This window comes from Streptococcus infantis ATCC 700779 (assembly GCF_000187465.1).
Lineage (GTDB): Bacteria > Bacillota > Bacilli > Lactobacillales > Streptococcaceae > Streptococcus > Streptococcus infantis.
Genome location: NZ_GL732439.1, coordinates 333,596 through 357,161, shown reverse-complemented (window position 1 = coordinate 357,161; position 23,566 = coordinate 333,596). Strand labels below are relative to the sequence as shown.

Here is a 23,566-nt window from a genome sequence, read left to right as displayed (position 1 = left end):
TCGTTCCAAAGCCCCTCAGACCTTCATAAAATTCGGAGATTCGCTCGATCAATGAAATCTTTACTTCTTTTTGCTTTTAGAAGTTTGATTCCGTTGACGATTCTGTTGGATGCGCCACTCTCGCTCAAAGTAAGACATGGTTTCAAATACTCTCTTTGGTAAGCCAACATCCAGCAAATAGATTGGGATTTTCAAAACATTAGAATGTTTTGAACTTGTATATCTACTTCGAAGACGATTCCAGAAAGAGTTGGATTTTAAAAGTTCCTTGTCATAAAACTGAACCTCAATCATATAAAAATCCCTTGCATTTCTACTGCCCTTAATTCTCGTGAGAGCAAACTTTTCTACCTGTCCCCAGGAATAAAACTGCCAGTCTTTCTTTGGATATGGTTTATAGGAAAATCCTTGAGCCGTACATTTCAAATACTCTTTATCAGAAAAAAGCCGTCGCAAATGTTGATACAAAATGAAGCCAACGATGAGGATCAAGAAACCAATAAAGAGGATTAAGGCCACCAATCCCCCAGGTGGTTCTTCGGGATAGCTCAGCAAAAACGAAAAGATCCAAAGTAGAATAGCCAATTCTAGTAGATAAAGAATAAGGCTCAAAACGATTTTCTTACTACTCCATTTAATAATTGTTTCTTCCATTTTACTAACTCACTTAAATATTCATAGCGTTCATATTTTTTCAGTATGTCTTCATTTTTCTCGTCTAACTCTTTTTGAAGGGTAGCTAGTTTCCCAAAGTCAGAACCATTTGCTAGCATTTCTTCCTCTATAGAAGAGATGCGGTTTTCCAAGGCTTCGATGTCACCTTCAATACTTGCCCATTCCTGCTTTTCTTGGTAGGTCATCCGTTTCTTCTCTTCACGGACTTTGACGACTTTTTCCTTCTCAACTTTTTGACTTTGTGTTACTGCTTCTGCTTCAAAGGCCTTTTCATCCAGATAGTCAGTGTAATGTCCAAAGAAAGGACGGATGGTCCCATCTTCAAAAGCAAGAATCTTAGTTGCTACCTTATCAAGGAAATAGCGGTCATGACTAACTGTCAAGACTGGTCCTGCAAAACCTTGTAAGAAATTTTCTAGAACTGTTAAGGTCGCAATGTCTAGGTCATTTGTTGGCTCGTCCAAGAGGAGAACATTTGGTTTTTCCAAGAGAAGTTTGAGGAGATAAAGACGTTTCTTCTCTCCACCTGACAGCTTCTCAATCAAGGTTCCATGCGTTGAACGAGGGAAGAGAAATTGTTCTAGTAACTCAGCGATTGAAGTCGTAGTACCACCACTAGTCTTAACCTCTTCTGCCACTTCCTGCAAGTAATTGATAACTCTCTTGCTTTCATCTAAACCTTCGATTTGTTGAGAGAAATAAGCGATACGAACTGTTTCACCGATGATAACTTGTCCTTCAGTCGCTTCAAGTCTTCCTGCAATAAGATTAAGAAGAGTTGACTTCCCAACACCATTGTCCCCGACGATTCCGATACGGTCTTTGGCTTGGATCAAAAGATTAAAATGTTTCAGAATCGGTTTATCGTCATAGGCAAAGGAAACATCCTTAAACTCGATAACTTTTTTACCGATACGGCTAGTTTCAAAATTCATGCTCAAGTCTGTCTCAAGGCTAGTATCTGAAACTTCCTTTTTCAAGTCATGGAATCGATTGATACGAGCTTGTTGCTTGGTCGCACGAGCTTGAGGTTGCCGTCTCATCCAAGCTAATTCTTGTTTGTAAAGTTGTTCCTTTTTGTGAAGAAGAGCTGCGTCACGCTCATCCTGTTCAGCCTTGAGACGGACATAATCTTGGTAATTCCCCTGATACTCTGTTAATCCACCTCTATCCAATTCAAAAATTCGCGTAGAAAGAGCATCTAGGAAGTAACGGTCATGGGTGATGAAGAGAACGGTCTTCTTGGAATTCTTCAAGAAAAGTGTCAGCCACTCGATGGTCGCAATATCCAAGTGGTTGGTAGGCTCATCAAGAAGTAAGAGATCATGATTCCCTAAAAGCACTTGCGCCAATTGAACCCGTCTACGAAGACCACCCGACAAAGCTCCAACAGGAGTTGATAATTCTTGAATGCCTAGTTTACTGAGAACAGTCTTGACCTGACTTTCGATTTCCCATGCTTGGAGGGAATCCATCTCCGCCATAACCCGTTCTAAACGAGCCTGCTTGTCCTCACTATAGTTAAGCATGAGCAGTTCATACTCACGTATTAACTGGATTTCCTTCAAATCACTTGATAAGACAGTATCTAAGACAGTCTTGCTGTCATCAAAATCTGGATCCTGAGTCAAATAACCAATCTTGTAATCACTCTTTGCTGAAAATGGGCTTACGTCACCATCAAAACCTGAAACGCCAGAAAGAACATCTAGAAGGGTTGTTTTCCCGGTTCCGTTGACACCGATAAGACCGATTCTATCCAAGTCATGGATAATAAAGGAAATATCCTTAAAAACAGTCTTATCACCAACTGATTTACTTAGTTTTTCAACGATAAAATCACTCATTTTCTCTCCCTTAAGTATGCATGAATGGCTTCCACTTCATTATCTAGATTACCATCCACAATAGCGTACTCAATTTCCTCTAAAACATCTCCTAATTCTGGACCTGGATGATAGCCATATTCCTTGATGAGAATGCCACCATTAATTTGCATCTCTTTCTTATCATGAATAGTCAAGCTCTCGTAGGTTTCTGTGATCGCTTGTGGATTGACTTCCTTCCCTTGAGCTCTGCGAAGATTTTCAGCTTGTAGAAGCAAGTCCAAATCAAAACGGTAACAATCACGGTTACCTAGTTCCCCTTCTTCTCGGAGAGCCAAAATAGACAGCAAATTCTGTACTTGCTTAGCAAATTGGCGTGAAGTCTTCCAATGTTTCAAAAATTGTTGAGCATCTTCCACTTCTAAAACCCATAAAAGTGCTGCCCAAGCTTGCTCAGAAGATTCAAAAGTAAAATCTTTTTCTAAATCAAACAAAGACTGGAGTTTCTCCTGACTGCCTACCATATCTGGAAGATAGTCATAAGCTTGACTCTCAATCATAGAAGATAAACCTACTCGCCAATAGGGAGCCAGTAAAAGCTTATCAAACTCAACAAAGATGCGCTCCACAGAAATTTTATCTAAGAGTGGCGTTAAGGCCTTCATCGCTTCAAACGTTTCTTGCTCGAGTTCAAAACCAAGACTAGCTTGGAAACGAAAGCCACGCATGATGCGTAGCGCGTCTTCATTGAAACGTTCACTAGCTACACCGACAGCTCGCAGGACTTGATTTTCTAAATCTCTGAGACCATCAAATAAATCAACGATTTTCCCTGTCTCATCCAAGGCAAAGGCATTGACTGTGAAATCTCGGCGTTTGAGATCTTCTTCGAGTGAACGAACAAAAGAAACAGAACTTGGTCTCCGATAGTCTACATAGACATCCTCTGTTCGAAAAGTGGTGACTTCGTACTCTTCATCTCCATCTAAAACCAAAACGGTCCCATGCTCAATGCCGATATCAGCTGTGCGTGGAAAAATCTGCTTGGTCTCTTCTGGATAAGATGAAGTCGCGATATCCACATCATGGATGGGGCGGTTAAGAATGGCATCCCTAACAGAGCCACCCACAAAATAAGCCTCAAATCCTGCTTCTTTAATTTTTTCTAATACTGGTAAAGCCTTCTGAAATTCAGAAGGCATTTTTGTTAATTTCATAGTAAGTGTTCTAATCCATAGACAAGCTCATGACGCTTGACAACTTCTTTGATTCCCAAATTCACCCCTGTCATGAAGGAGCTACGATCATAGGAGTCATGACGCAGAGTCAATCCCTCTCCTTGATTTCCAAAAATGACCTCTTGATGAGCTACCAAACCAGGTAAACGGACCGAATGAATTCGCATACCATCAAAGTTAGCTCCTCGTGCTCCCGCAATGAGTTCTTCCTCATCGCTAGCACCTTGTTGAATAGACTCACGAACTTCAGCCATCAACTCAGCTGTTTTGATAGCTGTCCCGCTTGGAGCATCTTTTTTCTTATCATGGTGAAGTTCAATAATCTCCACATTTGGGAAGTATTTAGCTGCCTGTGCTGCAAATTGCATCAGTAAGACAGCACCCAAGGCAAAGTTAGGAGCAATCAATCCACCCAAGCCTTTGAAACGAGACAATTCTTTTAATTCTTCGATTTCTTGACTGGTGAAACCTGTCGTTCCTACTACTGGAGCAAAGCCATGTTCAAGAGCAAAGAGTGTATTCTCATAGGCGACAGCTGGTGTAGTAAAGTCCACCCAAACATGGGCATCAAAGCCTGCTAAGTCATTTTTATCATTGAATACTGGAATTCCTTGCCATTCAGATGCAGACTCAAAAGGATCCAAAACAGCTACTAGTTCAAGTTCAGGATCAGACAAAACCATCTGACAAGCAGATTGGCCCATTCTTCCCTTAAAACCAGCAATAATCACTCGAATACTCATCTTTACTCCTATCTAAGATACAAAGCCTGCAAGAACACAAAGTGAAAATAGGAGTTCTGATCAAGGAGTTTCTTTTCCTTGGAAGAACTATCTTTTTCACATAGGGTTCCAGGCGTGTTCAATTCTAAGATACAAAGGACGTTAGCTGCCCATGAAAAATAGGGAATGGCGCTGACTTTCCACGAAAGGCAAGACAGGCATCTTTTTTCAAGAGGCAGATAGTCCGTGTTCAATTTTAAGATTCAAAGCCTGTAAGAACAATCTAGACGATTGGTGTATAACCTAAAGCAATACTTCCTTCTCCAAGGTGAGTCCCTATAACACTACCGAAGGTTGCAATTGAAATGTCTGTAGCTACTCCGCCGTCTAACAAAAGCTGACGCAAGTCTGCTACTTTTTGAGGAGCATTCCCGTGAATGACAGTAATCTGGTAATTGCCATTAGCTGTTGCTTCTTTAACAATTTCAACCAAACGTTTTGTTGCTTTCTTCTCTGTACGAACCTTCTCATAAACTTCGATAACACCTTGGTCATTGAAATATAGAATTGGTTTAATGCTAAGAAGATTCCCTAAAATAGCTGCGCCATTTGATAAACGACCACCTTTAACCAGATGATCAAGGTCATCTACCATGATAAAGGCTGAAGTATTTTCAATCTGTTCGGTTAACTTATCTAGTATAGACTGGAAATCATCACCCTGCTCAGACCATTGAAACACACTTTCCACCATGAATCCTAGTGGTGCACTTGTAATTCGAGTATCAGGAAAAGCGATGGTTAGACTTTCGAACTCATCCGTCATATACTGGATGTTCTGGTGAAACCCTGAAATTCCAGAAGATAGAAAGAGACCCAAAACATGAGTATAGCCCTTTTCTTTTAATGATGATAAAATTTCATCCAACTTTGCAATACTTGGTTGACTTGTTTTAGGTAGTTCAGATGAACGAGCCATTTTTTCATAAAATTCTTGAGCGGTTAGATTTACACCTTCAACATACTCCTGTCCGTCGATATTCACAGGAATGTCAAGCACAAATAAATCTTCTTTCCGCAAGGTTTCCGCTTGTAGAAAAGCAGATGAGTCTGTTATGACCGCTAATTTCATTCTTTTAAAACTCCAAATTAATTCCTGGTAAGTCTAGTGCAATTTCCGTCACTTCATAAGTCAAACGGTTTAACATATCCAAAGAAGGACGAGCAAGCGTCTCAACTTCTTCTTGACTAAAGTCACTTGGTTGATCTACGATACGACCTTCAACATGGTTCACTTGAGAAATAGTACCACTGATAACAAATTTATCAAAGACAATCATAAAGCTCAAAACAACTACGAGAGAAGTCACCTGATTTTCTTGGTCATGTTGAAGTAGTTGGAAGTTCACATCAACCTTTGTTTCAGGAATTCCGTTCTCATTTTCCCATTCAAAATTACGCGCATCAAAGTGATACTGACTTACAAATTCTTGTTCACGTTTTAAATTCATCATATTCTCCATGGTTACAATTTACTTTGACATTGTAACATATTTTCTTATTTTCTGCTAACTTTCCTAAATTCCGATTTCTGCTTTCACAACTTCAGCAATGGTATCCACATAGTAATCTACTTCTTCAGTTGTTGGTGCTTCAGCCATGACTCGCAAGAGTGGCTCAGTTCCACTTGGGCGAACGAGAATACGTCCGTTACCTGCCATCTCTTCTTCCATCTTATCGATAATAGCCTTGATAGCTGGTACTTCCATGGCTTTGTCTTTCATGGTGTTTTCCACACGGATATTAACCAATTTTTGTGGGTAAATTGTTACTTCTGAAGCCAATTGAGATAAGCTCTTACCTGTTTCTTGCATGATCTTAGTCAATTGAACTGCTGAAAGTTGACCATCACCAGTTGTATTGTAGTCCATCAAGATAACGTGACCTGACTGTTCTCCACCGAGATTGTAGCCTGATTTTCTCATTTCTTCAACTACATAGCGGTCTCCAACAGCAGTGACAGCTTTATTAATGCCTTCACGGTCCAAGGCTTTATGGAAGCCAAGGTTGGACATAACTGTTGTTACAATTGTATTTTGTGCCAATTGACCTTTTTCAGAAAGGTATTTACCGATGATATACATAATCTTATCACCGTCGACAATCTCACCGTTTTCATCTACTGCAATCAAACGATCGCTGTCCCCATCAAAGGCTAAACCAATGGCTGATTGATTTTCTTTTACAAGTTCTTGCAAGGCTTCTGGATGAGTCGAACCAACATTCAAGTTAATGTTCAAACCATCTGGATTCTCTCCAATGACAGTGATTTGAGCACCCAAATCTGCAAAAATTTGACGAGCACTTGTAGAAGCTGCTCCATTTGCAGTATCCAAGGCTACCTTCATCCCTTCAAGACCTGTTCCAGTTGAAACCAGGTAGGCTTCATACTTGCGCAATCCTTCTGGGTAATCAACAACAGTACCTAATCCTTCAGCACTTGGACGTGGGAGAGTATCTTCACTGGCGTCAAGCAAGGCTTCGATTTCTGCTTCTTTTTCATCGTCTAGCTTAAAGCCATCTCCACCAAAGAATTTAATTCCGTTATCAAGGGCTGGGTTGTGGCTAGCTGAAATCATGACACCTGCGCTCGCTCCTTCAGTTTTCACCAAATATGCTACTGCAGGCGTAGCAAGTACACCAAGTTTATAAACGTGAATTCCCACAGAAAGAAGACCAGCAATCAAGGCTGCTTCTAACATTTCCCCTGAAATACGTGTATCGCGTCCAACAAAAACCTTAGGCGCTTCTGTCGCATGTTGACTGAGGACATATCCTCCAAAGCGACCCAATTTAAAGGCCAATTCTGGCGTTAATTCTACGTTTGCTTCTCCACGGACTCCGTCCGTTCCAAAATATTTACCCATTTTATCATTCCTTTTCTAGTATAATGTTTATTTTAAGATTCTGACTTCGTTTCTGCTGCTGTCGTTGAAGAGTTTTCAGTAGATGAAGTATTACTTGTTGTGGTTGAACTATTTGTTGTTCGGACTGGTTTAGTTATTACTTTCATAGTAACCTCAAAAGGAGTAATAACTGTTGGTAAAACGGTCCCATTCCTGTCGACAGCTTGTAAAGGTACTGACCCTGAATAATTCCCAGTTATTTTTTCACTCGTTGGCAAAACTGCAACAATTCGATCAATCTTAGACAAAGTATCTGCGTCGCTGGTTACTGAAACTTTTTCATCAGAAACAGTCACACGTTCGATTATAATCTTCTCATCAATTTGACTAGAATCAATTTGAGGTACAACAGGTACATTATCTCGAGTAACTTTCTTACCAACCTTGACTGTGATCTTTTGTGGTGTTGCCACAGCTGTCAAACCACTTGGAAGGTTTTCAATGGTTAAGGGAACTTCAATCGTTCCTTCTGTAGCTTGTGATAAATCCGCAGTCACTTTAAATTTACGAGTGCTCTCTTGCATCTCACTGGCCAAAGTCACCCGATTTGAACCAGTCAGAAATACCGTTACTTCTGAGCTAAATCCACTAATGAAATACTGCTCACTATCATACTGAATATCAATCGGTACATTGACTACTGTATTGGTGTAGGTTTCAGTTTTAGTTTGTCTCACATTAGTATTGTTTTGATAATTGATTGATGTTGCATAGATAAATAGGACACATGCAAAGAGGAGTGATGTGATGATATAAAGACTATTTCTTTTCATTATTCCACCCTCCCAATAAACGTTCTTTTAAGCTTGGTTCATCTGAATCCTTAGGTATCAGAATACGACGTAGTTCTTCCTCGAATTCTTCCAAACTTAAATCATGTTTGAAGACACCATTGTAGGTGATGGATATACCTCCAGTTTCTTCTGACACAACAAAAGTAAGGGCATCTGAAACTTCTGATAAACCAATGGCTGCACGGTGTCTTGTCCCAAACTCCTTAGAAATACCAGTGTTCTCAGTAAGTGGAAGATAAGCAGATGTTACAGCTATTCGATCACCTTTTATAATGACTGCACCATCATGTAAAGGTGTGTTTGGGATAAAGATGTTAATTAATAACTCAGCAGAAATCTTAGCATCCAAAGGAATTCCTGTAACGATGTACTCCTGCAAGGTTCTCACACGTTGAACAGCTACCAAAGCTCCAATCTTCCGTGGGCTCATATACTCAACCGATTTTACAAAAGCCTGGACCATCTGCTCTTCTGAACTCATAGGAGTATTTGAAAAGAAATCCGTAGCTCGACCTAATCGTTCCAAACCTGTCCGAATTTCTGGAGAAAAGATAACAACCGCTGCAATAACTCCATAGGTAATCAATTGATTAATCAACCAGGAAATAGTCGTCAAGCCCAAAAAATTAGCCACAATCTGAGCCAAGATAAAAACTATAACGCCTCGAACCAGAATCATAATCTTGGTTCCTGCAATTGATTTTGTAAATTGATATAAGATATAAGCAACGATTAGAATATCAATCACATTTATCGCAATACTCCAAGGACTGGAAAACAAACTAGACCAGTATTGAAGATTAGATAATTGCTGAAAATTCATCCTGTGTCCCCTCTCCAAAAAAGCTTCTCTTCATTATACCATTTTTAATGGAAATTTTCTCCCCCCTACCTCATTTTAAATTTGCAGAAAATATGATAGAATAAAATGATAAAAATGAAACAAGGAGAAACCATGTCTGAACTATTTGATATCACCATCGTAGGAGGTGGCCCAGTTGGTCTTTTCGCAGCCTTTTATGCTAATTTACGTCAAGCTAAAGTACAAATCATTGACTCTCTTCCTCAATTAGGTGGCCAACCTGCCATTCTTTATCCTGAAAAACAAATTCTTGATGTCCCAGGTTTCCCAAATCTCACTGGTGAAGAATTAACTAATCGCTTGTTAGAACAATTACAAGGGTTTGATACACCAGCCCATCTCAATGAAACTGTTCTTGAAATTGAAAAAGAAGATGGTGTTTTTAAGATTACAACCACTAAAGGAACTCATACTAGTAAAGCTGTCATTATCGCTATGGGTGGAGGTGCCTTTAAACCGCGTCCACTTGAATTGGATGGTGTTGATAGTTATGAAAATATCCACTACCACGTTTCTAACATTCAACAATATGCTGGCAAAAAAGTAACCATCCTGGGTGGAGGAGACTCAGCTGTGGACTGGGCCTTAGCTTTTGAAAAGATTGCTCCTACTACACTTGTTCACCGTAGGGACAACTTCCGTGCGCTTGAACATAGTGTCCAAGCCCTTCAAGAATCATCTGTTAGCATCAAAACACCATTTGTGCCAAGTCAACTCCTAGGAGATGGAAAAACTTTAGACAAACTTGAAATCACAAAAGTCAAATCCGATGAGACTGAAACCATTGAATTGGACCACCTCTTTGTCAACTATGGTTTCAAATCTTCTGTCGGTAATCTTAAAAATTGGGGATTAGAACTGAATCGTCATAAGATTATCGTCAACAGTAAACAAGAGTCAAGTCAGGCAGGAATTTACGCTATTGGAGACTGCTGCTACTACGAAGGTAAGATTGACTTGATTGCGACAGGTCTAGGTGAAGCACCTACTGCAGTTAACAATGCCATTAACTACATTGATCCAGAACAAAAAGTACAACCAAAACACTCTACTAGTCTATAAGAAAAAACCACGAATCCTTTGATTCGTGGTTTTAAAGTTCATCTGCAATTTTATTTATCTTTCGCAATCTATGATTGACACCACTTTTTGTGAGTGGATTTGTCAAACTGTCTGCCAATTGCTGGATAGAGTAGTCCGGATGTTGGATACGTAAATGCGCTACTTCCTGCAAATCTGCTGGAAGATTATCCAAACCAATTCTATCCTTGATTTTACTGATATTGTTGATGGTTTTCATACTCGCTGAAACAGTACGAGCGATATTTGCTGTCTCCGCATTATTAGCACGATTGAGATCATTCCGAGTTTCTCGGAGAATCTTGACACCTTCAAAAGTATCTCTCGCCTCCATGGCTCCCACTAAAATCAGGAAATCCATAATATCTTCAGCTCGTTGAAGATAGGTCACTGCCCCCTTTTTTCGTTCGATAACCTTTGCATCTAGCAAGAACTGCTGTAAGAGCGAAGCAATCCCTTGGGCGTGGTCCAGATAAACAGAACTTATTTCTAACTGATACTTGCCTGACTCAGGATCCCGAATACTCCCATTTGCCAAAAAGGCTCCACAAAGATAAGCACGTCCAGCTTCCTCATCTCCTAAAATCTCTGGATCAATCCCAGTCTCCAGACCAAAGAATGAATCGGCCAAACGCAAATCTGCTAAAAGTTCTTGGACTCGCTCATCCGTAAATACGGTATAAACACGATTTTTCCGAAGATTACTTCTCTGGTGGTGACGAATCTCTGACTTGATTCCATAGAAGTGTAAGAAAGATTCATAGAGATGTCGAGCCAACTTAGCATTTTCTGTTATGACGGACAAGGTCAAACCAGAACTAGATAAGCCAATACTACCAGACATCTTGATAATAGCTGACAATTCATGACGACTCAGGTGATGCTGACTTAGAATTTCTTCTTTTACTGCTACTGTAAAACTCATTTTCTCACCTGTATGATTCGCATGAGCTCATCTACGATTAAATCACCATCGTGGAAGGCTCCCCCATTTTCCAAACGTAAGAAATTGGATGAAATAACACGAGGAACTTGCTGACGCAAGCCTTCAAAATCATGTTCAACCTGAACCAGATATTCATCAAAACGGTTGGTGTCCATATAATCCCTCGGAACCTTTTCGATGTTAACAAGGACAGTATCGATAAATGGACGGCCCAAATGACGATGCAAGACTGCTACGTGATCACTATCTGAGAAATGCTCCGTTTCTCCACGTTGAGTCATAATATTGCAAACATAGGCAATCTCTGCCTTAGTTTCCAGAAGTGCCTGACCGATTTCTTCAATGACGATATTAGGTAAAATCGAAGTAAAGAGTGAACCTGGTCCCAAGACAATCATATCACTCTCAAGAATAGTATTGACAACTCGACGGCTAGCCTGCGGTTTTTCATCATCTAGAGTGTTTGTCACATAGACATGGTCAATCATACCTGGATGATCTGCAATGTGACTTTCCCCAGCAACTTCTGATCCATCTTTAAAGACAGCATGGAGCGTCAAAGGATGGTCACTAGAGGGATAAATCTTTCCTGTAGTATGGAAGAATTTACTCAGCAATTGCATGGCATTATAGGTCGAACCCTGCATTTCAGATAATCCAGCTATGATAATGTTTCCTAATGGATGACCAGCAAAAGCACCAGCATCCTCTGAAAAACGGTATTGAAAGACCTTTTCATAGAATTTTGGCATATCTGACATGGCTACAAGGACATTACGTAAATCCCCTGGAGGTGTCAACTGTTGAAAATTCTTACGCAATTCACCTGAAGAACCACCATCATCCGCAACGGTTACTATGGCTGCAATTTCGACGTCTTTTTCCCGTAGACTATTTAAAATAACAGGGATCCCGGTTCCACCACCAATCACCGTAATTTTGGGTTTTCTCATGAACGGTTTACCGTTTCCTTTCTTCGGTCTTTATCACGATGACTTTCATTTACAGGCCAACTTTTAGATAGGTCATTTGCTAAACGCTTGGCAAAAGCAACACTTCTATGTTGTCCACCAGTACAACCAATCGCAATCGTTAAGACTGATTTGCCTTCTTTTTTATAACCTGGTAGAATTGGTTCAATCAATGCTAACAAATGTCGGTAGAAATCCTCAGATTCCTCATGATTCATAACATAGTCATAAACCGCCTTGTCCTCACCCGTCTGATTACGAAGTTCTGGAAAATAGTATGGGTTTGGTAAAAAGCGAACATCAAATACCAAATCAGCATCAATTGGAATTCCGTATTTAAATCCAAAAGACATGACCTCGATACGGAAGGACTGAGTTTGTTCTTGGTCCGAAAATTGCTCTGCAATGGTTTTACGAAGTTCACGAGGAGTTAACTCTGTTGTGTCAACCACGTTTTGACTCATATTTTTTAATGGAGCCAAGAGTTCGCGTTCCAATTTGATCCCGTCCAAGATACGACCATCTGCTGCTAGAGGGTGACTTCTTCTAGTTTCCTTATAGCGTGCTACCAATTCCTTATCTGCCGCATCCAAAAAGAGGATTTTAAAGTCCAAATCATCTTGATTTTCCAATTCATCCAAGACAGCCTGAATCTCTGAGAAGAAAGAACGACTACGCATATCCACCACTAGGGCCAACTTGTGGTCGTCATCCTTGGTCTCTACCAACTGCAAAAACTTTGGCAAGAGAGCAGGTGGCATATTATCAATCGTAAAATATCCTAAATCTTCAAAAGATTGAATGGCTACGGTTTTCCCTGCACCACTCATTCCTGTTACAATCACCAGGTGAAGTTGTTTCATTGTCATCATAGTCTCCTTATATCAAAAGAAGTTTGGAAGAACCAAACTTCAACTCGCTTATCCAATCTCTGCGATGACTTCAATTTCGACTTTTACATCGCGAGGAAGACGAGCTACTTCCACAGCTGAACGAGCTGGAAACTCCTTATTAAAGGCTGTTTGGTATACCTCATTAAAAGGAACAAAGTCGTTCATATCACTCAAGAAACAAGTTGTTTTAACAACATGATCAAAATCTGTTCCTGCTTCTGCTAAAATAGCTCCAATGTTTTTCAAGACTTGTTCTGTCTGTTCTTGGATTGTTTCTCCTACGATTTCTCCAGTTTCAGGAGATAGTGGAACTTGACCGCTAGCGAACAAAAGGTTCCCAACGATTTTTCCTTGAACGTAAGGCCCGATTGCCTTTGGAGCTTTATCTGTATGAATTGTTTTTGCCATATGTATTCCTCACAGTTTTTCTAAGATAGCATCCCAAGCTTGGTCCATTCCTGCTTTTGTCACTGAAGAAAAGAGGATAAAATCATCACTTGGATCAAAGTTTAATTTCTTTTTAATAGCTGATTCGTGCTTATTCCATTTCCCACGCGGAATCTTGTCTGCCTTAGTCGCCACAATGATGACAGGAATTTCGTAATATTTAAGAAATTCGTACATCTGTACATCATCTGCTGTCGGGTCATGACGAAGGTCAACGAGACTAACAACCGCTCGAAGATTTTCTCGAGTAGTCAAGTACTCCTCAATCATACGACCCCATTTTTCGCGTTCCTTTTTGGAAACACGGGCATAACCATAGCCAGGCACATCCACAAAACGCATCTTGTCATCAATATTAAAGAAATTGAGTAGTTGTGTTTTTCCTGGTTTTCCAGAGGTACGAGCTAGATTTTTACGATTAAGCATGGTATTGATAAAACTTGATTTACCAACATTTGAGCGCCCTGCAAGAGCAATCTCAGGAAGTTCATCCTGCGGATAGTGGGACTTGTTGGCTGCACTAAGCAAAATCTCAGCATTGTGTGTATTGATTTCCATAGTCACCTCTAGGCTGTCTCTAGAATTGGCTTAGCTGTTCCGTCAACCGCTTCTTTTGTGATACGAACTGTTTTCACATTTTCTTGACTTGGAACCTCAAACATAACATCTAGCATGGTCTCTTCGATGATTGAGCGAAGACCACGCGCACCTGTTTTACGTTCGATGGCTTTGTTTGCAATTTCCTGAAGAGCTTCATCGTCAAATTCAAGCTCTACATCATCATAAGAAAGCAAGGTCTGGTATTGTTTAACCAAGGCATTTCTTGGTTCCTTCAAGATGCGAACCAAATCATCTACAGTCAACTGCTCCAAGGCTGCAAAGACAGGCAAGCGTCCAATTAATTCAGGAATAATACCGAATTTTTGAATATCCTCTGCGATGATTTCTTGCATGTATGAGCTGTTTTCGTCAATGGCCTTGTTGTTTTGTCCGAAGCCAATCACTTTTTCACCCAGACGCTGTTTGACAATCTCTTCGATGCCATCAAAGGCACCACCCACGATGAAGAGGATATTTTTGGTATCCACTTGAATCATTTCTTGTTGAGGATGTTTGCGTCCGCCTTGAGGTGGGACGCTAGCTACAGTTCCCTCGATAATCTTGAGGAGGGCTTGTTGCACACCTTCACCAGAAACATCACGTGTGATAGACACGTTCTCGCTCTTCTTAGCAATCTTGTCGATTTCGTCTACGTAGATAATTCCACGCTCTGCTCGTTCAATGTTAAAATCAGCTGCCTGCAAGAGTTTGAGGAGGATATTTTCCACGTCCTCACCCACATACCCAGCCTCAGTCAGAGCTGTCGCATCTGCAATTGCAAAAGGCACATTCAAGCTCTTAGCCAAAGTCTGAGCCAAGAAAGTTTTCCCTGATCCAGTTGGACCAATCATCAGGATGTTTGACTTCTGCAAATCCACATCTTCTGACTCTTCACGCGTATCGTGGAAATTGATGCGTTTGTAGTGGTTATATACAGCCACTGCCAAGGCACGTTTGGCACGATCCTGACCAATCACATAGTGGTTTAAGATATTGAGGAGTTCGATTGGTTTTGGTACTTCAGACAAGTCTGCTAGGACTTCCTCTGCCAACTCCTCACGAATGATTTCCTGGGCTAACTCCACACACTCATTACAGATAAAGGCGTTGTTTCCAGCGATTATTTTCTTTACTTCTTCTTGGCTTTTGCCACAAAATGAGCAATAAACCATCATATCATTTTTCCTATTTGTAGACATGATTCCCTTCCGTTCTAACTATTCATTCAATCTAAAATAAGGTCATATAAAAAGCATGAATGCTATTTACCAAGTTTGTAAAAGCATTAAGCCAAAGCAGAGTAGCAAGTCCAAAGCGCTTTTTACGAAAAGCGTGTGTTCCAGCTACAAGACAGACAGCACACAAAAGAGCTGTAAAAAATCCAAAAATACTGCGCTCCATTAGACTTCCTTTCTCTTTCTATATTCGATGGTAAAATCATAGACATTTTTCTCATCTTTGGAATAAGATTTGCTTGCAGCAGTCTCAAAAACAGTCAAGTCAAAATCTTCTGGGAAATAGGTATCCCCTTCAACTTGAGCATGAATTTGTGTCACAATAATCTCATCGAGATAAGGTTCAAAAAGCTGAAAAATCTGCTTGCCACCAATGATATAGAGATTCTTATCCTGATGATGATACCAGTCTAAAACCTGCTCAACATTTTGGAAAACCAGAGCTCCTTCAATTGATTCTTCGGGATTGCGTGTCAAAATCAAGGTTTCACGTCCTGGAAGCAAACGTCGTCCCATTCCATCAAAGGTTACACGCCCCATCAAAATGGCATGATTCAAGGTTGTTTCTTTAAAATGCTTTAACTCTGCTGGCAAATGCCATGGCAAGCGATCCTCTTTTCCGATTACACCCTTTTCATCTTGAGCCCAAATGGCTACGATTTTCTTTGTCATGCTTTCATCCTTTTCATTGATAGTTCTATTTTATCAAAAATCTTCAAAAAAGACTGTTTTGGAATGCCCTCCTGAATAGAAAAAAACCGTAGAAAAATTCTACGGATTTTTAGAAAAATACAGTATCTTACAAACCAGGTGTTTGTCCTAATTCTGCTGCAAGCATCCAGACTGTTTTTTCAAGATCTGCCTTAGCACCAACGAAGATATCATTGGTTACATCATCACCTTCTTCATCAGTTACATCCAAAGCTTTTTGGAAAAGAGTGATAAGGTAACGATAAATTTCAAGGACACGTTCCAAGCTTTCTTCTACGTTACGGAACTCTCCAACTTCTTCTTCGATTTCACTGTGTTGAAGGAATTCTGTCAAAGTAGAGTAAGGTTTGCCACCAAGAGTGATCAAGCGTTCGCTGATTTCATCAAGGTAACCATCAAGGCTATCCATGTATTCATCCATCTTAGGATGCCATACCATAAAACCACGTCCACGCATGTACCAGTGTACTTGATGAAGAGCGATATGCGCTACGTACAAGTCTGCCACGGCTTGATTCAAGACTTCCTTCGTTTTTACTAGCGTTTCAGGAGCTGTCTTAGATAATGTTGTTACATCTTTTAATGCATCTTTTTTCAATTCAACCATTTTTTTCACCTCGTTAAATTATTTTTGTAACCATATTTATTGATTACTACCTCAGTATACTACACCTAGTAGACAAAAGCAAGAAAATTAACCCATATTAAAAAAGTTGTAATTGACTGATAATTTAAGAAAATGAGTGGCTATTTATCCTAGCTATTTTCTCTGTTTTTACTAGAAAATTGACTTTGATAAAGATCATAATAGAAACCTTTTGAAGCTAAGAGACTTTCATGATTTCCTTGTTCGATAATCTGCCCATCTTTCAGCACCAAAATTTTGTCAGCTTCCTGAATAGTCGAAAGTCGATGGGCAATGACAAAGCTTGTTCTCCCCTTCATCAAACGTTTCATGGCCTTTTGAATCAAGAGCTCTAGACGAGTATCGACTGATGAGGTCGCTTCGTCCAAAATTAAGATTTTGGGATCCGCCAAGAGAGCACGCGCGATAGTTAACAACTGTTTTTGCCCAAGAGAAATATTACTTGACTCTTGGTTCATTTCCATGTTATAGCCACCAGGAAGGGTGCGGATAAAGTGTTCAACATTGGCCGCCTTAGCAGCTTCAACGATTTCTTCATCTGTTGCCTCAAGATTTCCAAAGCGAAGATTTTCCTTAATACTGCCTTCATAGAGCCAGGCATCCTGTAGGACCATACCAAACTGTCGACGATAGTCCTGACGAGATAAGTCTCGAATATCTTGACCGTCCACTAAAATAGCTCCAGCAGTTACATCATAAAAACGCATGAGAAGGTTAATCAAGGTTGTTTTCCCTGCTCCAGTAGGTCCAACGATAGCTACCATCTCTCCAGGTTCAACATCTAAGTTAAAATTGCGAATCAATGGTTTGTTTTCCACATATTGGAAATCGACATTTTTGAAACTAACTTGACCTGTCAATGGTGCCAAGTCTTTTACTTCTGTAGTTTGAACTTCTTCCTGTTCATCTAGAACTTCGAAGACACGGTCAAGCGAAGACTTAGCACTTTGCATTTGTCCAGCTAATTGAGTGATATTTTGGATCGGCTGGCTAACTTGCCACACATACTGAACGAAAGCTTGCATATTACCAATGGTTAAGCGGCCTGCGATAACCTGCAATCCACCTAATACTGCAACAATTAAGTAAGTTAAATCAGACACGATATGAAGGGCAGGCATCATCAATCCTGAAATAAAGCTCGCCTTGAATCCAACCTGTTGCAATTCATCCGTAATCTTTTCAAATCTCTCTTGAGAGTTTTCTTCGCGTCCGAAAAGTTTTAGAACATTGAAACCTGTCAAGTTTTCCTGTACAAATCCATTCATACGTCCCAATATAGCTGCCTGCTGTTTAAAGTATGGTTGCGAACGATCCAGAATTATTTTAGCTCCAAAATAGGTAACCGGAATCGATAAAATGACAACGATAGCCAACTGAATATTTAGATAGAGCACCATTCCCATAACAAAAAGAATGGTAAAGACTGCATTGACAATCTGTAAGAAGGATTGTTGAAGGGCATTTGAAACAGTCTCTACATCACTGGTAAAACGGCCTAACAAATCTCCAAACTGGTGCTTGTCAAAGTAAGACACAGGGATGCGGTTGATTTTTTCACTCATTTCATTTCGCAAATCCTGTACCATAGACTGCACAGCATTGGTCATAAAGTAGTTTGAGTAGTAAGAACCCAACTCATAGAGAAGACCACGCAAGAGATAGAACACTAGAATTGCTGCGATATAGCTGGTATTGATACCCGCTCCTGCAACACCATTTGCCATAGCAAGGAGATTTCTTGTTAACTCAGTGATAGCAAGCCCCAATATGAATGGCTCGATAACACTCATAATGACGCTGACTATTTTCAAGAAGACTGCGAAGAAAACAGAGAATCGGTAGGCTTTTAAATAGCTCCATAGACGAGCTAGACTAGATTGTTGTTTCATCCTTTACCTCCTATTCTTCTGTTAGAGACGCATTTTTCAGCTGCGACTCAGCAATTTCTCGATAAATGTCATTGGTTTCCATTAATTCTTCATGACGACCACGACCAACGATTTCACCCTTATCAAGGACGATAATCTGGTCAGCATCCATGATAGTTCCAACACGTTGCGCAACAATCAATACCGTAGCGTCTTGTGTCACTTCCTTGAGACGACGGCGTAAGATAGCATCTGTACGGTAGTCCAAGGCTGAGAAAGAATCATCAAAGATATAGATATCTGGGCCCTTGATGACTGCTCGGGCAATCGACAAACGTTGTTTCTGACCACCTGATAGGTTGCTTCCGCCCTCGGCCAGATGCGTTGCAAAACCTTCTTCTCGACTTTCGATAAAGTCTTTGGCTTGGGCCACATCAGCTGCTTGGTGCAAGTCCTCATGACTGGCATCCTCTTTCCCGTAACGGAGATTGTCTGCGATAGTCCCTGTAAAGAGCAAGGCCTTTTGTGGAATAAATCCAATTTTCTGGCGGAGTGATTTGAGACGGTAATCCCGGACATCAACACCATCGACCTTAATTTTCCCTAGTGTAACATCATAAAAACGAGGAATTAACTGAACCAGAGTAGACTTACCTGACCCAGTCGAACCGATAAAAGCAATGGTTTCTCCCGGTTTAGCAGTAAAGGAAATATTATGCAAAACAGGGCTTTCTGTTTCCCCAGGATAAGCAAAGGTCACATTATCAAATTCTAAGTAACCATGTGTTTCTGTTTCTTGAATTCCGTCCTCATTTGGATCAATGGAAATAGGCATATCCATGATTTCCTTCAAACGCTCACTAGACACAGCCGTACGTGGATACATGGTAAAGAGGTTTGACAAGAAAAGGAAAGACAAGAGGGCATGGAAACTATACTCGATAAAGGCCACCAAATCCCCAATCTGCAAACTACCGTGCTTGAGGGGATCAAGAGCAAACCAAACGATAGCTACAATCATGGCAATAATGATTTGCACAAAAAGTGGCTCTGTCAAACCAGTCAATTTGAACAAACGATTTGAATTATCCGCATAGATTGCATTTTTCTCTTCGAAACGGTTTTCTTGGAAGTCTTCACGAGCAAAGGCACGAATCACTCGCAAGCCCATCAAATTTTCACGGACATATTGGTTTATCTTGTCCAGTGTTTTCTGTTGTTTTTCAGATAAGGGGCGCGTTTTCACTGCCACATAAAGGACTACTACAGCTAGAAAAGGAACTGAAAAAGCTACAATCCAAGCTAGTGAAGGACTGGTCAAGAAAATCATGAGAATACTCGATAGCATCATCATGGGTGTGATAACACCCAACTTAAGCGTTTGTTCTGCAAACTGCATGAGAACAAAGGCATCACTGGTAATACGAGTAACTAGTGAAGACACACCGATTTGTTCATATTCATGATGAGAATACTCTTGTAACTTAGCATAGACATCATTCCGCATGTCCTTAACCATATTGGTGGTCAATTTACTAGCAGCATAGGATAGAACAACCCGCCCAAATGTTCCTAAGACGATAATAACCAACATGACGATAGCCCAAAAATAGAGCTTTTCTTCATTACCTTGATTAATCCCCTGGTCAATCATACGAGCAAGAACAGTCGGTAGACCTAGATTGACAATGACAAAGAAAATAGCTCCGAGAAAGTCTAACACTAGCCACTTGGGATAACGTTTGAGATAAGACAAAATATACAGCATGATTCTCCTTTCTTTTTCTTCTAATACTCTTCGAAAATCAAATTCAAACCACGTCAGCTTCACCTTGCCGTACTCAAGTACAGCCTGCGGCTAGCTTCCTAGTTTGCTCTTTGATTTTCATTGAGTATAAAATGCAGAAAAGAGCGTGCTTTCGCACGCCTTTTTACTAAAAAGAAGACAGGCAGTCTTAACCTCGAGGGAGGGAACTGTCTGTCTCAGATATTTGAAGCTTATTTTACAAAGTCAAGCAATGCCAAGAAGCTTTCTGGATCAAGTGATGCACCACCAACAAGAGCTCCGTCAACGTCTGGACAAGCCATGTATTCTGCAACGTTTTCAGGTTTAACTGAACCACCGTATTGAACACGTACTTTATCAGCTACTTCTTGACCAAAGTCAGCTGCTACAACGTCACGAACAACTTTACACATTTTTTGTGCATCGTCTTGTGAAGCTGATTTACCAGTACCGATAGCCCAGATTGGCTCATAAGCGATAACTGATGAAGCTACTTGTTCTGCAGTCAATCCTGCAAGAGCAGCTGAAACTTGAGCACCTACGAATTCAGCAGCTTTTCCTGCTTCGTAAGTTTCAAGTGACTCACCACAACAGATGATTGGAAGCATACCGTTCGCAAAGATTGCTTTTGCTTTTTTGTTGATGTCTTCATCTGTTTCGTGGAAGTAGTCACGGCGCTCTGAGTGACCGATCACAACATAGTCAGTACCGATTTCTTTCAAAACTTGTGGGCTAGTTTCACCTGTGAAAGCACCTGCATTTTCAAAGTAGCAGTTTTGAGCAGCAACTTTAAGGTTAGTTCCTTTAGCAGCAGCAAGAACTGTTGTCAAGTCAAGTGCAGGAACTGCGATCCCAGCTTCAACAAGGTCAGCTGAAGGAAGTTTTGATGCTACAGCTTCAACGAATGCTTTTGCTTCTTCTGGGTTTTTGTTCATTTTCCAGTTACCAGCGATAAATGGTTTACGTGACATTTCACATACCTCTTTTTTCATTTTATTTTCTACTTATTTTATCATAAATAGAGGGAGCTTGCAAATTTTACTCTGTAACCAGAAAGCTGATTTTCAAAAATTTTCGTGCTCTTATTTCTATTTAGAAGATGATTTGCGCTTGGTCAATTTAACCACTGCTTCTGTCCTAGCAGTGTGCGGAAACATATCAACCGACTGGATATAATGCAGGTCATAGACTTCAACCAAGCGGACTAGATCACGCGCCAGGGTAGATACATTACAGGAAATGTAGACCATCTTTTCAGGAGCGTATTTAACGATGGTATCCAAGAGCTTGTCATCTAAACCAGTACGTGGTGGGTCCACAATCAAGGCATCCGCACGATAGCCTTCCTTATACCATCTAGGGATAATCTCCTCTGCTGTACCTGCCTCATAGTGAGTATTGGTATAACCCATGCGCTTGGCATTTTCTTTGGCATCCTCAATAGCTTCTGGAATAATATCCATCCCTCTCAGACTTTTAACTTTTTTGGCAAAGGCAAAACCAATGGTTCCAACACCACAATAGGCATCAATCAGATGGTCATTCTCATTTACGTCCAAGGCCTTAACGGCTTCACTATAGAGAATTTCTGTCTGTTCAGGATTGAGTTGGTAAAAAGCTCGAGGTGAAAGAGAAAATTCATAGTCTAATACACCCTCACGAATACTATCCTGTCCCCAAATAATCTCTGTCTTGTCCCCATAAATCTCACTAGTTTTAGCGGTATTGGTATTGACTGCGACAGTCACTACTTCAGGATAATCCTTGACTAAATCTTTCACAAATTGAGTCAGATTTAATTGACGATTGGTCACAATGATAATCTGAACTTGCCCAGTTTTCCGTGCTCGACGAACCATGATGGTCCGAACTCCAAGGATTTTCCGGTCATCTGTAATCGGAATTTGATGGTAGGTCAAGAGTTCAGCAATGCGATTGGCAATAGCTTGCGTTTCCTTATCTTGGACTAGGCAGTCTTTTAATTCAACCAGATAATGCGAATTTTGAGCATATAATCCTGCCTTGACCTGGCCCTTAAACTTTCGAGTTTGGAATTGTAGTTTAGCTCGATAATACTTGGGTTCCTGCATACCAATGGTTGGTCTAATCTCATAGTTTTCGTAGCCTGCAGGTGCAAATTTTTTCAGAGCTTGATGGAGAAGATCCGTCTTGAACTCCAGCTGCTTGTCATAATGCAGATGCATGATTTGACATCCACCACACTCATTATAAATGGTGCAGTCTGGTACTACTCGAAACTTAGATTTTTTATTGACCTCAAGCAGTTTGGCCTCAACGTAATTACGCTTAACGGAAGTCACCTGACAATAGATATCTTCACCCTTGAGGGCGCCTGGAACAAAAACAAGGGTTTTCTGGAAAAATCCGATACCTTCCCCGTTAATCCCCATACGCTTAATTTTTAATGGAATTTTTTGTTTGACTTTAAGACTCATAAGTCTATTATACCACGTAGTTTCTCAATGTTTAAGAATATGTTACAATAAAACCATGAATACAAAGATATCTCATTTTTCCCCATTGGATTTTCCTGAACAATTACGAACTTATATAGAGGGAGCAACTCTTTCTGACAGCTCTTCTCATTCAGGCGCAAGGGTTCTCTATCTTGATTCAGGTTACTATTTGAAAATAGATCAAAAGGGAAGATTAGAGCGAGAAGCTAGAATTGCAAGTTTGTTTGAACAAGAGGGAATAGGAACTCCAGTCATCCACTATCTATCTACGGATAAAGACTACCTCCTGACTAAAGAGGCTATTGGTCATGATGCTCTCGCTTTTTTAGACCAGCCAGAGACAATCTGCCGTACCATGGCAGAGGCTCTTAAAAAGCTTCACAGCTTTTATCCGCAAAAATTTCCATCAGATAATCATTTACAAGCCTATAAAGAAAGAGCCTTTAAAAACTATAAAAAAGGGGAGTTCTATGCCAAGGCGCTCCTACCCCAATTCCAGATTAACAGTCGCGAAGAGGCCTTCCAACTCATCCAAGAACAAGGGTACCTTTTAAAGACAGATGCCTTTATTCACGGGGATGCCTGTCTACCGAATTTTATTCTAAAGGATGTTGACCACTTCTCTTGCTTTATTGACCTTGTCTTAGCTGATTTCAGTGACCGACACATCGATCTCTTTTGGGCAGTTTGGTCACTCAACTATAACCTACATGACCCTAAATACGCTGAACTATTTCTTGACTATTATGGGAGAGAACAGGTCGATGTAAATAAACTTCGACTCGTTGCTGCCTTTGAAGCGTTTGGATAAAAGGAATAC

At 40.4% G+C, this 23,566-nt stretch carries 24 protein-coding genes; 2 read left to right on the top strand and 22 right to left on the bottom strand.

The genetic code is table 11. The features are described 5' to 3' along the window. Window positions 1–60: 60 nt before the first annotated feature. From HMPREF9423_RS04035 to cdaA, 9 genes are all read right to left on the bottom strand, one after another. On the bottom strand, window positions 61–654 hold the full coding sequence (locus HMPREF9423_RS04035) for a hypothetical protein (RefSeq protein WP_006148047.1): 594 nt from the start codon (window positions 652–654) through the stop codon (window positions 61–63). Beyond that, window positions 609–2,522 carry an ABC-F family ATP-binding cassette domain-containing protein gene (locus HMPREF9423_RS04030; protein ID WP_006148046.1) on the bottom strand — a complete coding sequence of 638 codons (1,914 nt, stop codon included), beginning with the start codon at window positions 2,520–2,522 and terminating at the stop codon, window positions 609–611. Before HMPREF9423_RS04030 ends, HMPREF9423_RS04035 begins: the two co-directional genes overlap by 46 nt. Continuing rightward, window positions 2,519–3,718, bottom strand: a complete 1,200-nt coding sequence (locus HMPREF9423_RS04025) for a CCA tRNA nucleotidyltransferase (protein WP_006148045.1) — start codon at window positions 3,716–3,718, stop codon at window positions 2,519–2,521. Before HMPREF9423_RS04025 ends, HMPREF9423_RS04030 begins: the two co-directional genes overlap by 4 nt. Beyond that, window positions 3,715–4,482 carry a 4-hydroxy-tetrahydrodipicolinate reductase gene (gene dapB / locus HMPREF9423_RS04020; RefSeq protein ID WP_006148044.1) on the bottom strand — a complete coding sequence of 256 codons (768 nt, stop codon included), beginning with the start codon at window positions 4,480–4,482 and terminating at the stop codon, window positions 3,715–3,717. The genes HMPREF9423_RS04025 and dapB overlap by 4 nt, the downstream gene beginning before the upstream one ends. Window positions 4,483–4,744: 262 nt before the next feature. After that, window positions 4,745–5,593 carry a DegV family protein gene (locus HMPREF9423_RS04015; protein ID WP_006148043.1) on the bottom strand — a complete coding sequence of 283 codons (849 nt, stop codon included), beginning with the start codon at window positions 5,591–5,593 and terminating at the stop codon, window positions 4,745–4,747. A gap of 4 nt (window positions 5,594–5,597) precedes the next feature. Continuing rightward, window positions 5,598–5,972 (bottom strand): DUF1149 family protein, encoded by a 375-nt coding sequence (locus HMPREF9423_RS04010; RefSeq protein ID WP_004252208.1) that lies wholly within the window; start codon window positions 5,970–5,972, stop codon window positions 5,598–5,600. 66 nt (window positions 5,973–6,038) lie between these two features. Continuing rightward, complete coding sequence (glmM, locus tag HMPREF9423_RS04005; RefSeq protein WP_006148041.1) at window positions 6,039–7,388, bottom strand: phosphoglucosamine mutase; 1,350 nt, start codon at window positions 7,386–7,388, stop codon at window positions 6,039–6,041. A gap of 32 nt (window positions 7,389–7,420) precedes the next feature. Further along, window positions 7,421–8,200 (bottom strand): CdaR family protein, encoded by a 780-nt coding sequence (locus HMPREF9423_RS04000; protein ID WP_006148040.1) that lies wholly within the window; start codon window positions 8,198–8,200, stop codon window positions 7,421–7,423. Next, window positions 8,187–9,044 (bottom strand): diadenylate cyclase CdaA, encoded by an 858-nt coding sequence (cdaA, locus tag HMPREF9423_RS03995; RefSeq protein WP_006148039.1) that lies wholly within the window; start codon window positions 9,042–9,044, stop codon window positions 8,187–8,189. The genes HMPREF9423_RS04000 and cdaA overlap by 14 nt, the downstream gene beginning before the upstream one ends. Window positions 9,045–9,176: 132 nt before the next feature. Here cdaA and HMPREF9423_RS03990 point away from each other — a divergent pair, with 132 nt between their 5' ends. Further along, window positions 9,177–10,145, top strand: a complete 969-nt coding sequence (locus HMPREF9423_RS03990; protein ID WP_006155557.1) for an NAD(P)/FAD-dependent oxidoreductase — start codon at window positions 9,177–9,179, stop codon at window positions 10,143–10,145. A 31-nt stretch (window positions 10,146–10,176) separates the two neighbouring features. Here HMPREF9423_RS03990 and whiA read toward each other — a convergent pair whose 3' ends face one another. The 13 genes from whiA to rlmD all read right to left on the bottom strand — a co-directional run bounded on the left by whiA (window position 10,177) and on the right by rlmD (window position 22,725). Beyond that, the gene (gene whiA, locus HMPREF9423_RS03985; protein WP_006148037.1) at window positions 10,177–11,088 is read right to left on the bottom strand and encodes a DNA-binding protein WhiA; all 912 of its coding nucleotides are present in this window, start codon (window positions 11,086–11,088) and stop codon (window positions 10,177–10,179) included. Beyond that, on the bottom strand, window positions 11,085–12,062 hold the full coding sequence (locus tag HMPREF9423_RS03980; RefSeq protein WP_006148036.1) for a YvcK family protein: 978 nt from the start codon (window positions 12,060–12,062) through the stop codon (window positions 11,085–11,087). The genes whiA and HMPREF9423_RS03980 overlap by 4 nt, the downstream gene beginning before the upstream one ends. Further along, on the bottom strand, window positions 12,059–12,949 hold the full coding sequence (rapZ, locus tag HMPREF9423_RS03975; protein ID WP_006155572.1) for an RNase adapter RapZ: 891 nt from the start codon (window positions 12,947–12,949) through the stop codon (window positions 12,059–12,061). The genes HMPREF9423_RS03980 and rapZ overlap by 4 nt, the downstream gene beginning before the upstream one ends. A gap of 51 nt (window positions 12,950–13,000) precedes the next feature. Continuing rightward, the gene (locus HMPREF9423_RS03970; RefSeq protein ID WP_001140424.1) at window positions 13,001–13,381 is read right to left on the bottom strand and encodes a RidA family protein; all 381 of its coding nucleotides are present in this window, start codon (window positions 13,379–13,381) and stop codon (window positions 13,001–13,003) included. A 9-nt stretch (window positions 13,382–13,390) separates the two neighbouring features. Further along, the gene (gene yihA / locus HMPREF9423_RS03965; RefSeq protein ID WP_006148034.1) at window positions 13,391–13,978 is read right to left on the bottom strand and encodes a ribosome biogenesis GTP-binding protein YihA/YsxC; all 588 of its coding nucleotides are present in this window, start codon (window positions 13,976–13,978) and stop codon (window positions 13,391–13,393) included. Window positions 13,979–13,986: 8 nt separating this feature from the next. Beyond that, complete coding sequence (clpX, locus tag HMPREF9423_RS03960; RefSeq protein WP_006148033.1) at window positions 13,987–15,219, bottom strand: ATP-dependent Clp protease ATP-binding subunit ClpX; 1,233 nt, start codon at window positions 15,217–15,219, stop codon at window positions 13,987–13,989. A 31-nt stretch (window positions 15,220–15,250) separates the two neighbouring features. Next, window positions 15,251–15,421, bottom strand: a complete 171-nt coding sequence (locus HMPREF9423_RS12215) for a hypothetical protein (protein WP_000442255.1) — start codon at window positions 15,419–15,421, stop codon at window positions 15,251–15,253. Next, window positions 15,421–15,927 (bottom strand): dihydrofolate reductase, encoded by a 507-nt coding sequence (locus HMPREF9423_RS03950; RefSeq protein ID WP_006148032.1) that lies wholly within the window; start codon window positions 15,925–15,927, stop codon window positions 15,421–15,423. Before HMPREF9423_RS03950 ends, HMPREF9423_RS12215 begins: the two co-directional genes overlap by 1 nt. A 127-nt stretch (window positions 15,928–16,054) precedes the next feature. Next, window positions 16,055–16,573 (bottom strand): Dps family protein, encoded by a 519-nt coding sequence (locus HMPREF9423_RS03945; protein ID WP_006148031.1) that lies wholly within the window; start codon window positions 16,571–16,573, stop codon window positions 16,055–16,057. A 149-nt stretch (window positions 16,574–16,722) separates the two neighbouring features. Then, a complete protein-coding gene (locus HMPREF9423_RS03940) occupies window positions 16,723–18,504 on the bottom strand; it encodes an ABC transporter ATP-binding protein (RefSeq protein ID WP_006148030.1) in 1,782 nt (593 codons plus the stop codon). A 10-nt stretch (window positions 18,505–18,514) separates the two neighbouring features. Then, window positions 18,515–20,251 carry an ABC transporter ATP-binding protein gene (locus HMPREF9423_RS03935; RefSeq protein ID WP_006155560.1) on the bottom strand — a complete coding sequence of 579 codons (1,737 nt, stop codon included), beginning with the start codon at window positions 20,249–20,251 and terminating at the stop codon, window positions 18,515–18,517. A 230-nt stretch (window positions 20,252–20,481) separates the two neighbouring features. Continuing rightward, window positions 20,482–21,240: a triose-phosphate isomerase gene (tpiA, locus tag HMPREF9423_RS03930; RefSeq protein ID WP_006148028.1), complete on the bottom strand. Its 759-nt coding sequence runs from the start codon at window positions 21,238–21,240 to the stop codon at window positions 20,482–20,484. 117 nt (window positions 21,241–21,357) lie between these two features. Continuing rightward, on the bottom strand, window positions 21,358–22,725 hold the full coding sequence (gene rlmD, locus HMPREF9423_RS03925) for a 23S rRNA (uracil(1939)-C(5))-methyltransferase RlmD (RefSeq protein ID WP_006148027.1): 1,368 nt from the start codon (window positions 22,723–22,725) through the stop codon (window positions 21,358–21,360). Window positions 22,726–22,780: 55 nt separating this feature from the next. Here rlmD and HMPREF9423_RS03920 point away from each other — a divergent pair, with 55 nt between their 5' ends. After that, complete coding sequence (locus HMPREF9423_RS03920; RefSeq protein WP_006148026.1) at window positions 22,781–23,557, top strand: aminoglycoside phosphotransferase APH(3'); 777 nt, start codon at window positions 22,781–22,783, stop codon at window positions 23,555–23,557. The last annotated feature ends 9 nt before the right edge of the window (window positions 23,558–23,566 follow it).

What these genes read in the sequence shown, in the direction of transcription:
- HMPREF9423_RS04035 (WP_006148047.1), bottom strand. Translation starts at nt 654, where the DNA reads ATGGAAGAAACAATTATTAAATGGAGTAGTAAGAAAATCGTTTTGAGC.
- HMPREF9423_RS04030 (WP_006148046.1), bottom strand. Translation starts at nt 2,522, where the DNA reads ATGAGTGATTTTATCGTTGAAAAACTAAGTAAATCAGTTGGTGATAAG.
- HMPREF9423_RS04025 (WP_006148045.1), bottom strand. Translation starts at nt 3,718, where the DNA reads ATGAAATTAACAAAAATGCCTTCTGAATTTCAGAAGGCTTTACCAGTA.
- dapB (WP_006148044.1), bottom strand. Translation starts at nt 4,482, where the DNA reads ATGAGTATTCGAGTGATTATTGCTGGTTTTAAGGGAAGAATGGGCCAA.
- HMPREF9423_RS04015 (WP_006148043.1), bottom strand. Translation starts at nt 5,593, where the DNA reads ATGAAATTAGCGGTCATAACAGACTCATCTGCTTTTCTACAAGCGGAA.
- HMPREF9423_RS04010 (WP_004252208.1), bottom strand. Translation starts at nt 5,972, where the DNA reads ATGAATTTAAAACGTGAACAAGAATTTGTAAGTCAGTATCACTTTGAT.
- glmM (WP_006148041.1), bottom strand. Translation starts at nt 7,388, where the DNA reads ATGGGTAAATATTTTGGAACGGACGGAGTCCGTGGAGAAGCAAACGTA.
- HMPREF9423_RS04000 (WP_006148040.1), bottom strand. Translation starts at nt 8,200, where the DNA reads ATGAAAAGAAATAGTCTTTATATCATCACATCACTCCTCTTTGCATGT.
- cdaA (WP_006148039.1), bottom strand. Translation starts at nt 9,044, where the DNA reads ATGAATTTTCAGCAATTATCTAATCTTCAATACTGGTCTAGTTTGTTT.
- HMPREF9423_RS03990 (WP_006155557.1), top strand. Translation starts at nt 9,177, where the DNA reads ATGTCTGAACTATTTGATATCACCATCGTAGGAGGTGGCCCAGTTGGT.
- whiA (WP_006148037.1), bottom strand. Translation starts at nt 11,088, where the DNA reads ATGAGTTTTACAGTAGCAGTAAAAGAAGAAATTCTAAGTCAGCATCAC.
- HMPREF9423_RS03980 (WP_006148036.1), bottom strand. Translation starts at nt 12,062, where the DNA reads ATGAGAAAACCCAAAATTACGGTGATTGGTGGTGGAACCGGGATCCCT.
- rapZ (WP_006155572.1), bottom strand. Translation starts at nt 12,949, where the DNA reads ATGACAATGAAACAACTTCACCTGGTGATTGTAACAGGAATGAGTGGT.
- HMPREF9423_RS03970 (WP_001140424.1), bottom strand. Translation starts at nt 13,381, where the DNA reads ATGGCAAAAACAATTCATACAGATAAAGCTCCAAAGGCAATCGGGCCT.
- yihA (WP_006148034.1), bottom strand. Translation starts at nt 13,978, where the DNA reads ATGGAAATCAATACACACAATGCTGAGATTTTGCTTAGTGCAGCCAAC.
- clpX (WP_006148033.1), bottom strand. Translation starts at nt 15,219, where the DNA reads ATGTCTACAAATAGGAAAAATGATATGATGGTTTATTGCTCATTTTGT.
- HMPREF9423_RS12215 (WP_000442255.1), bottom strand. Translation starts at nt 15,421, where the DNA reads ATGGAGCGCAGTATTTTTGGATTTTTTACAGCTCTTTTGTGTGCTGTC.
- HMPREF9423_RS03950 (WP_006148032.1), bottom strand. Translation starts at nt 15,927, where the DNA reads ATGACAAAGAAAATCGTAGCCATTTGGGCTCAAGATGAAAAGGGTGTA.
- HMPREF9423_RS03945 (WP_006148031.1), bottom strand. Translation starts at nt 16,573, where the DNA reads ATGGTTGAATTGAAAAAAGATGCATTAAAAGATGTAACAACATTATCT.
- HMPREF9423_RS03940 (WP_006148030.1), bottom strand. Translation starts at nt 18,504, where the DNA reads ATGAAACAACAATCTAGTCTAGCTCGTCTATGGAGCTATTTAAAAGCC.
- HMPREF9423_RS03935 (WP_006155560.1), bottom strand. Translation starts at nt 20,251, where the DNA reads ATGCTGTATATTTTGTCTTATCTCAAACGTTATCCCAAGTGGCTAGTG.
- tpiA (WP_006148028.1), bottom strand. Translation starts at nt 21,240, where the DNA reads ATGTCACGTAAACCATTTATCGCTGGTAACTGGAAAATGAACAAAAAC.
- rlmD (WP_006148027.1), bottom strand. Translation starts at nt 22,725, where the DNA reads ATGAGTCTTAAAGTCAAACAAAAAATTCCATTAAAAATTAAGCGTATG.
- HMPREF9423_RS03920 (WP_006148026.1), top strand. Translation starts at nt 22,781, where the DNA reads ATGAATACAAAGATATCTCATTTTTCCCCATTGGATTTTCCTGAACAA.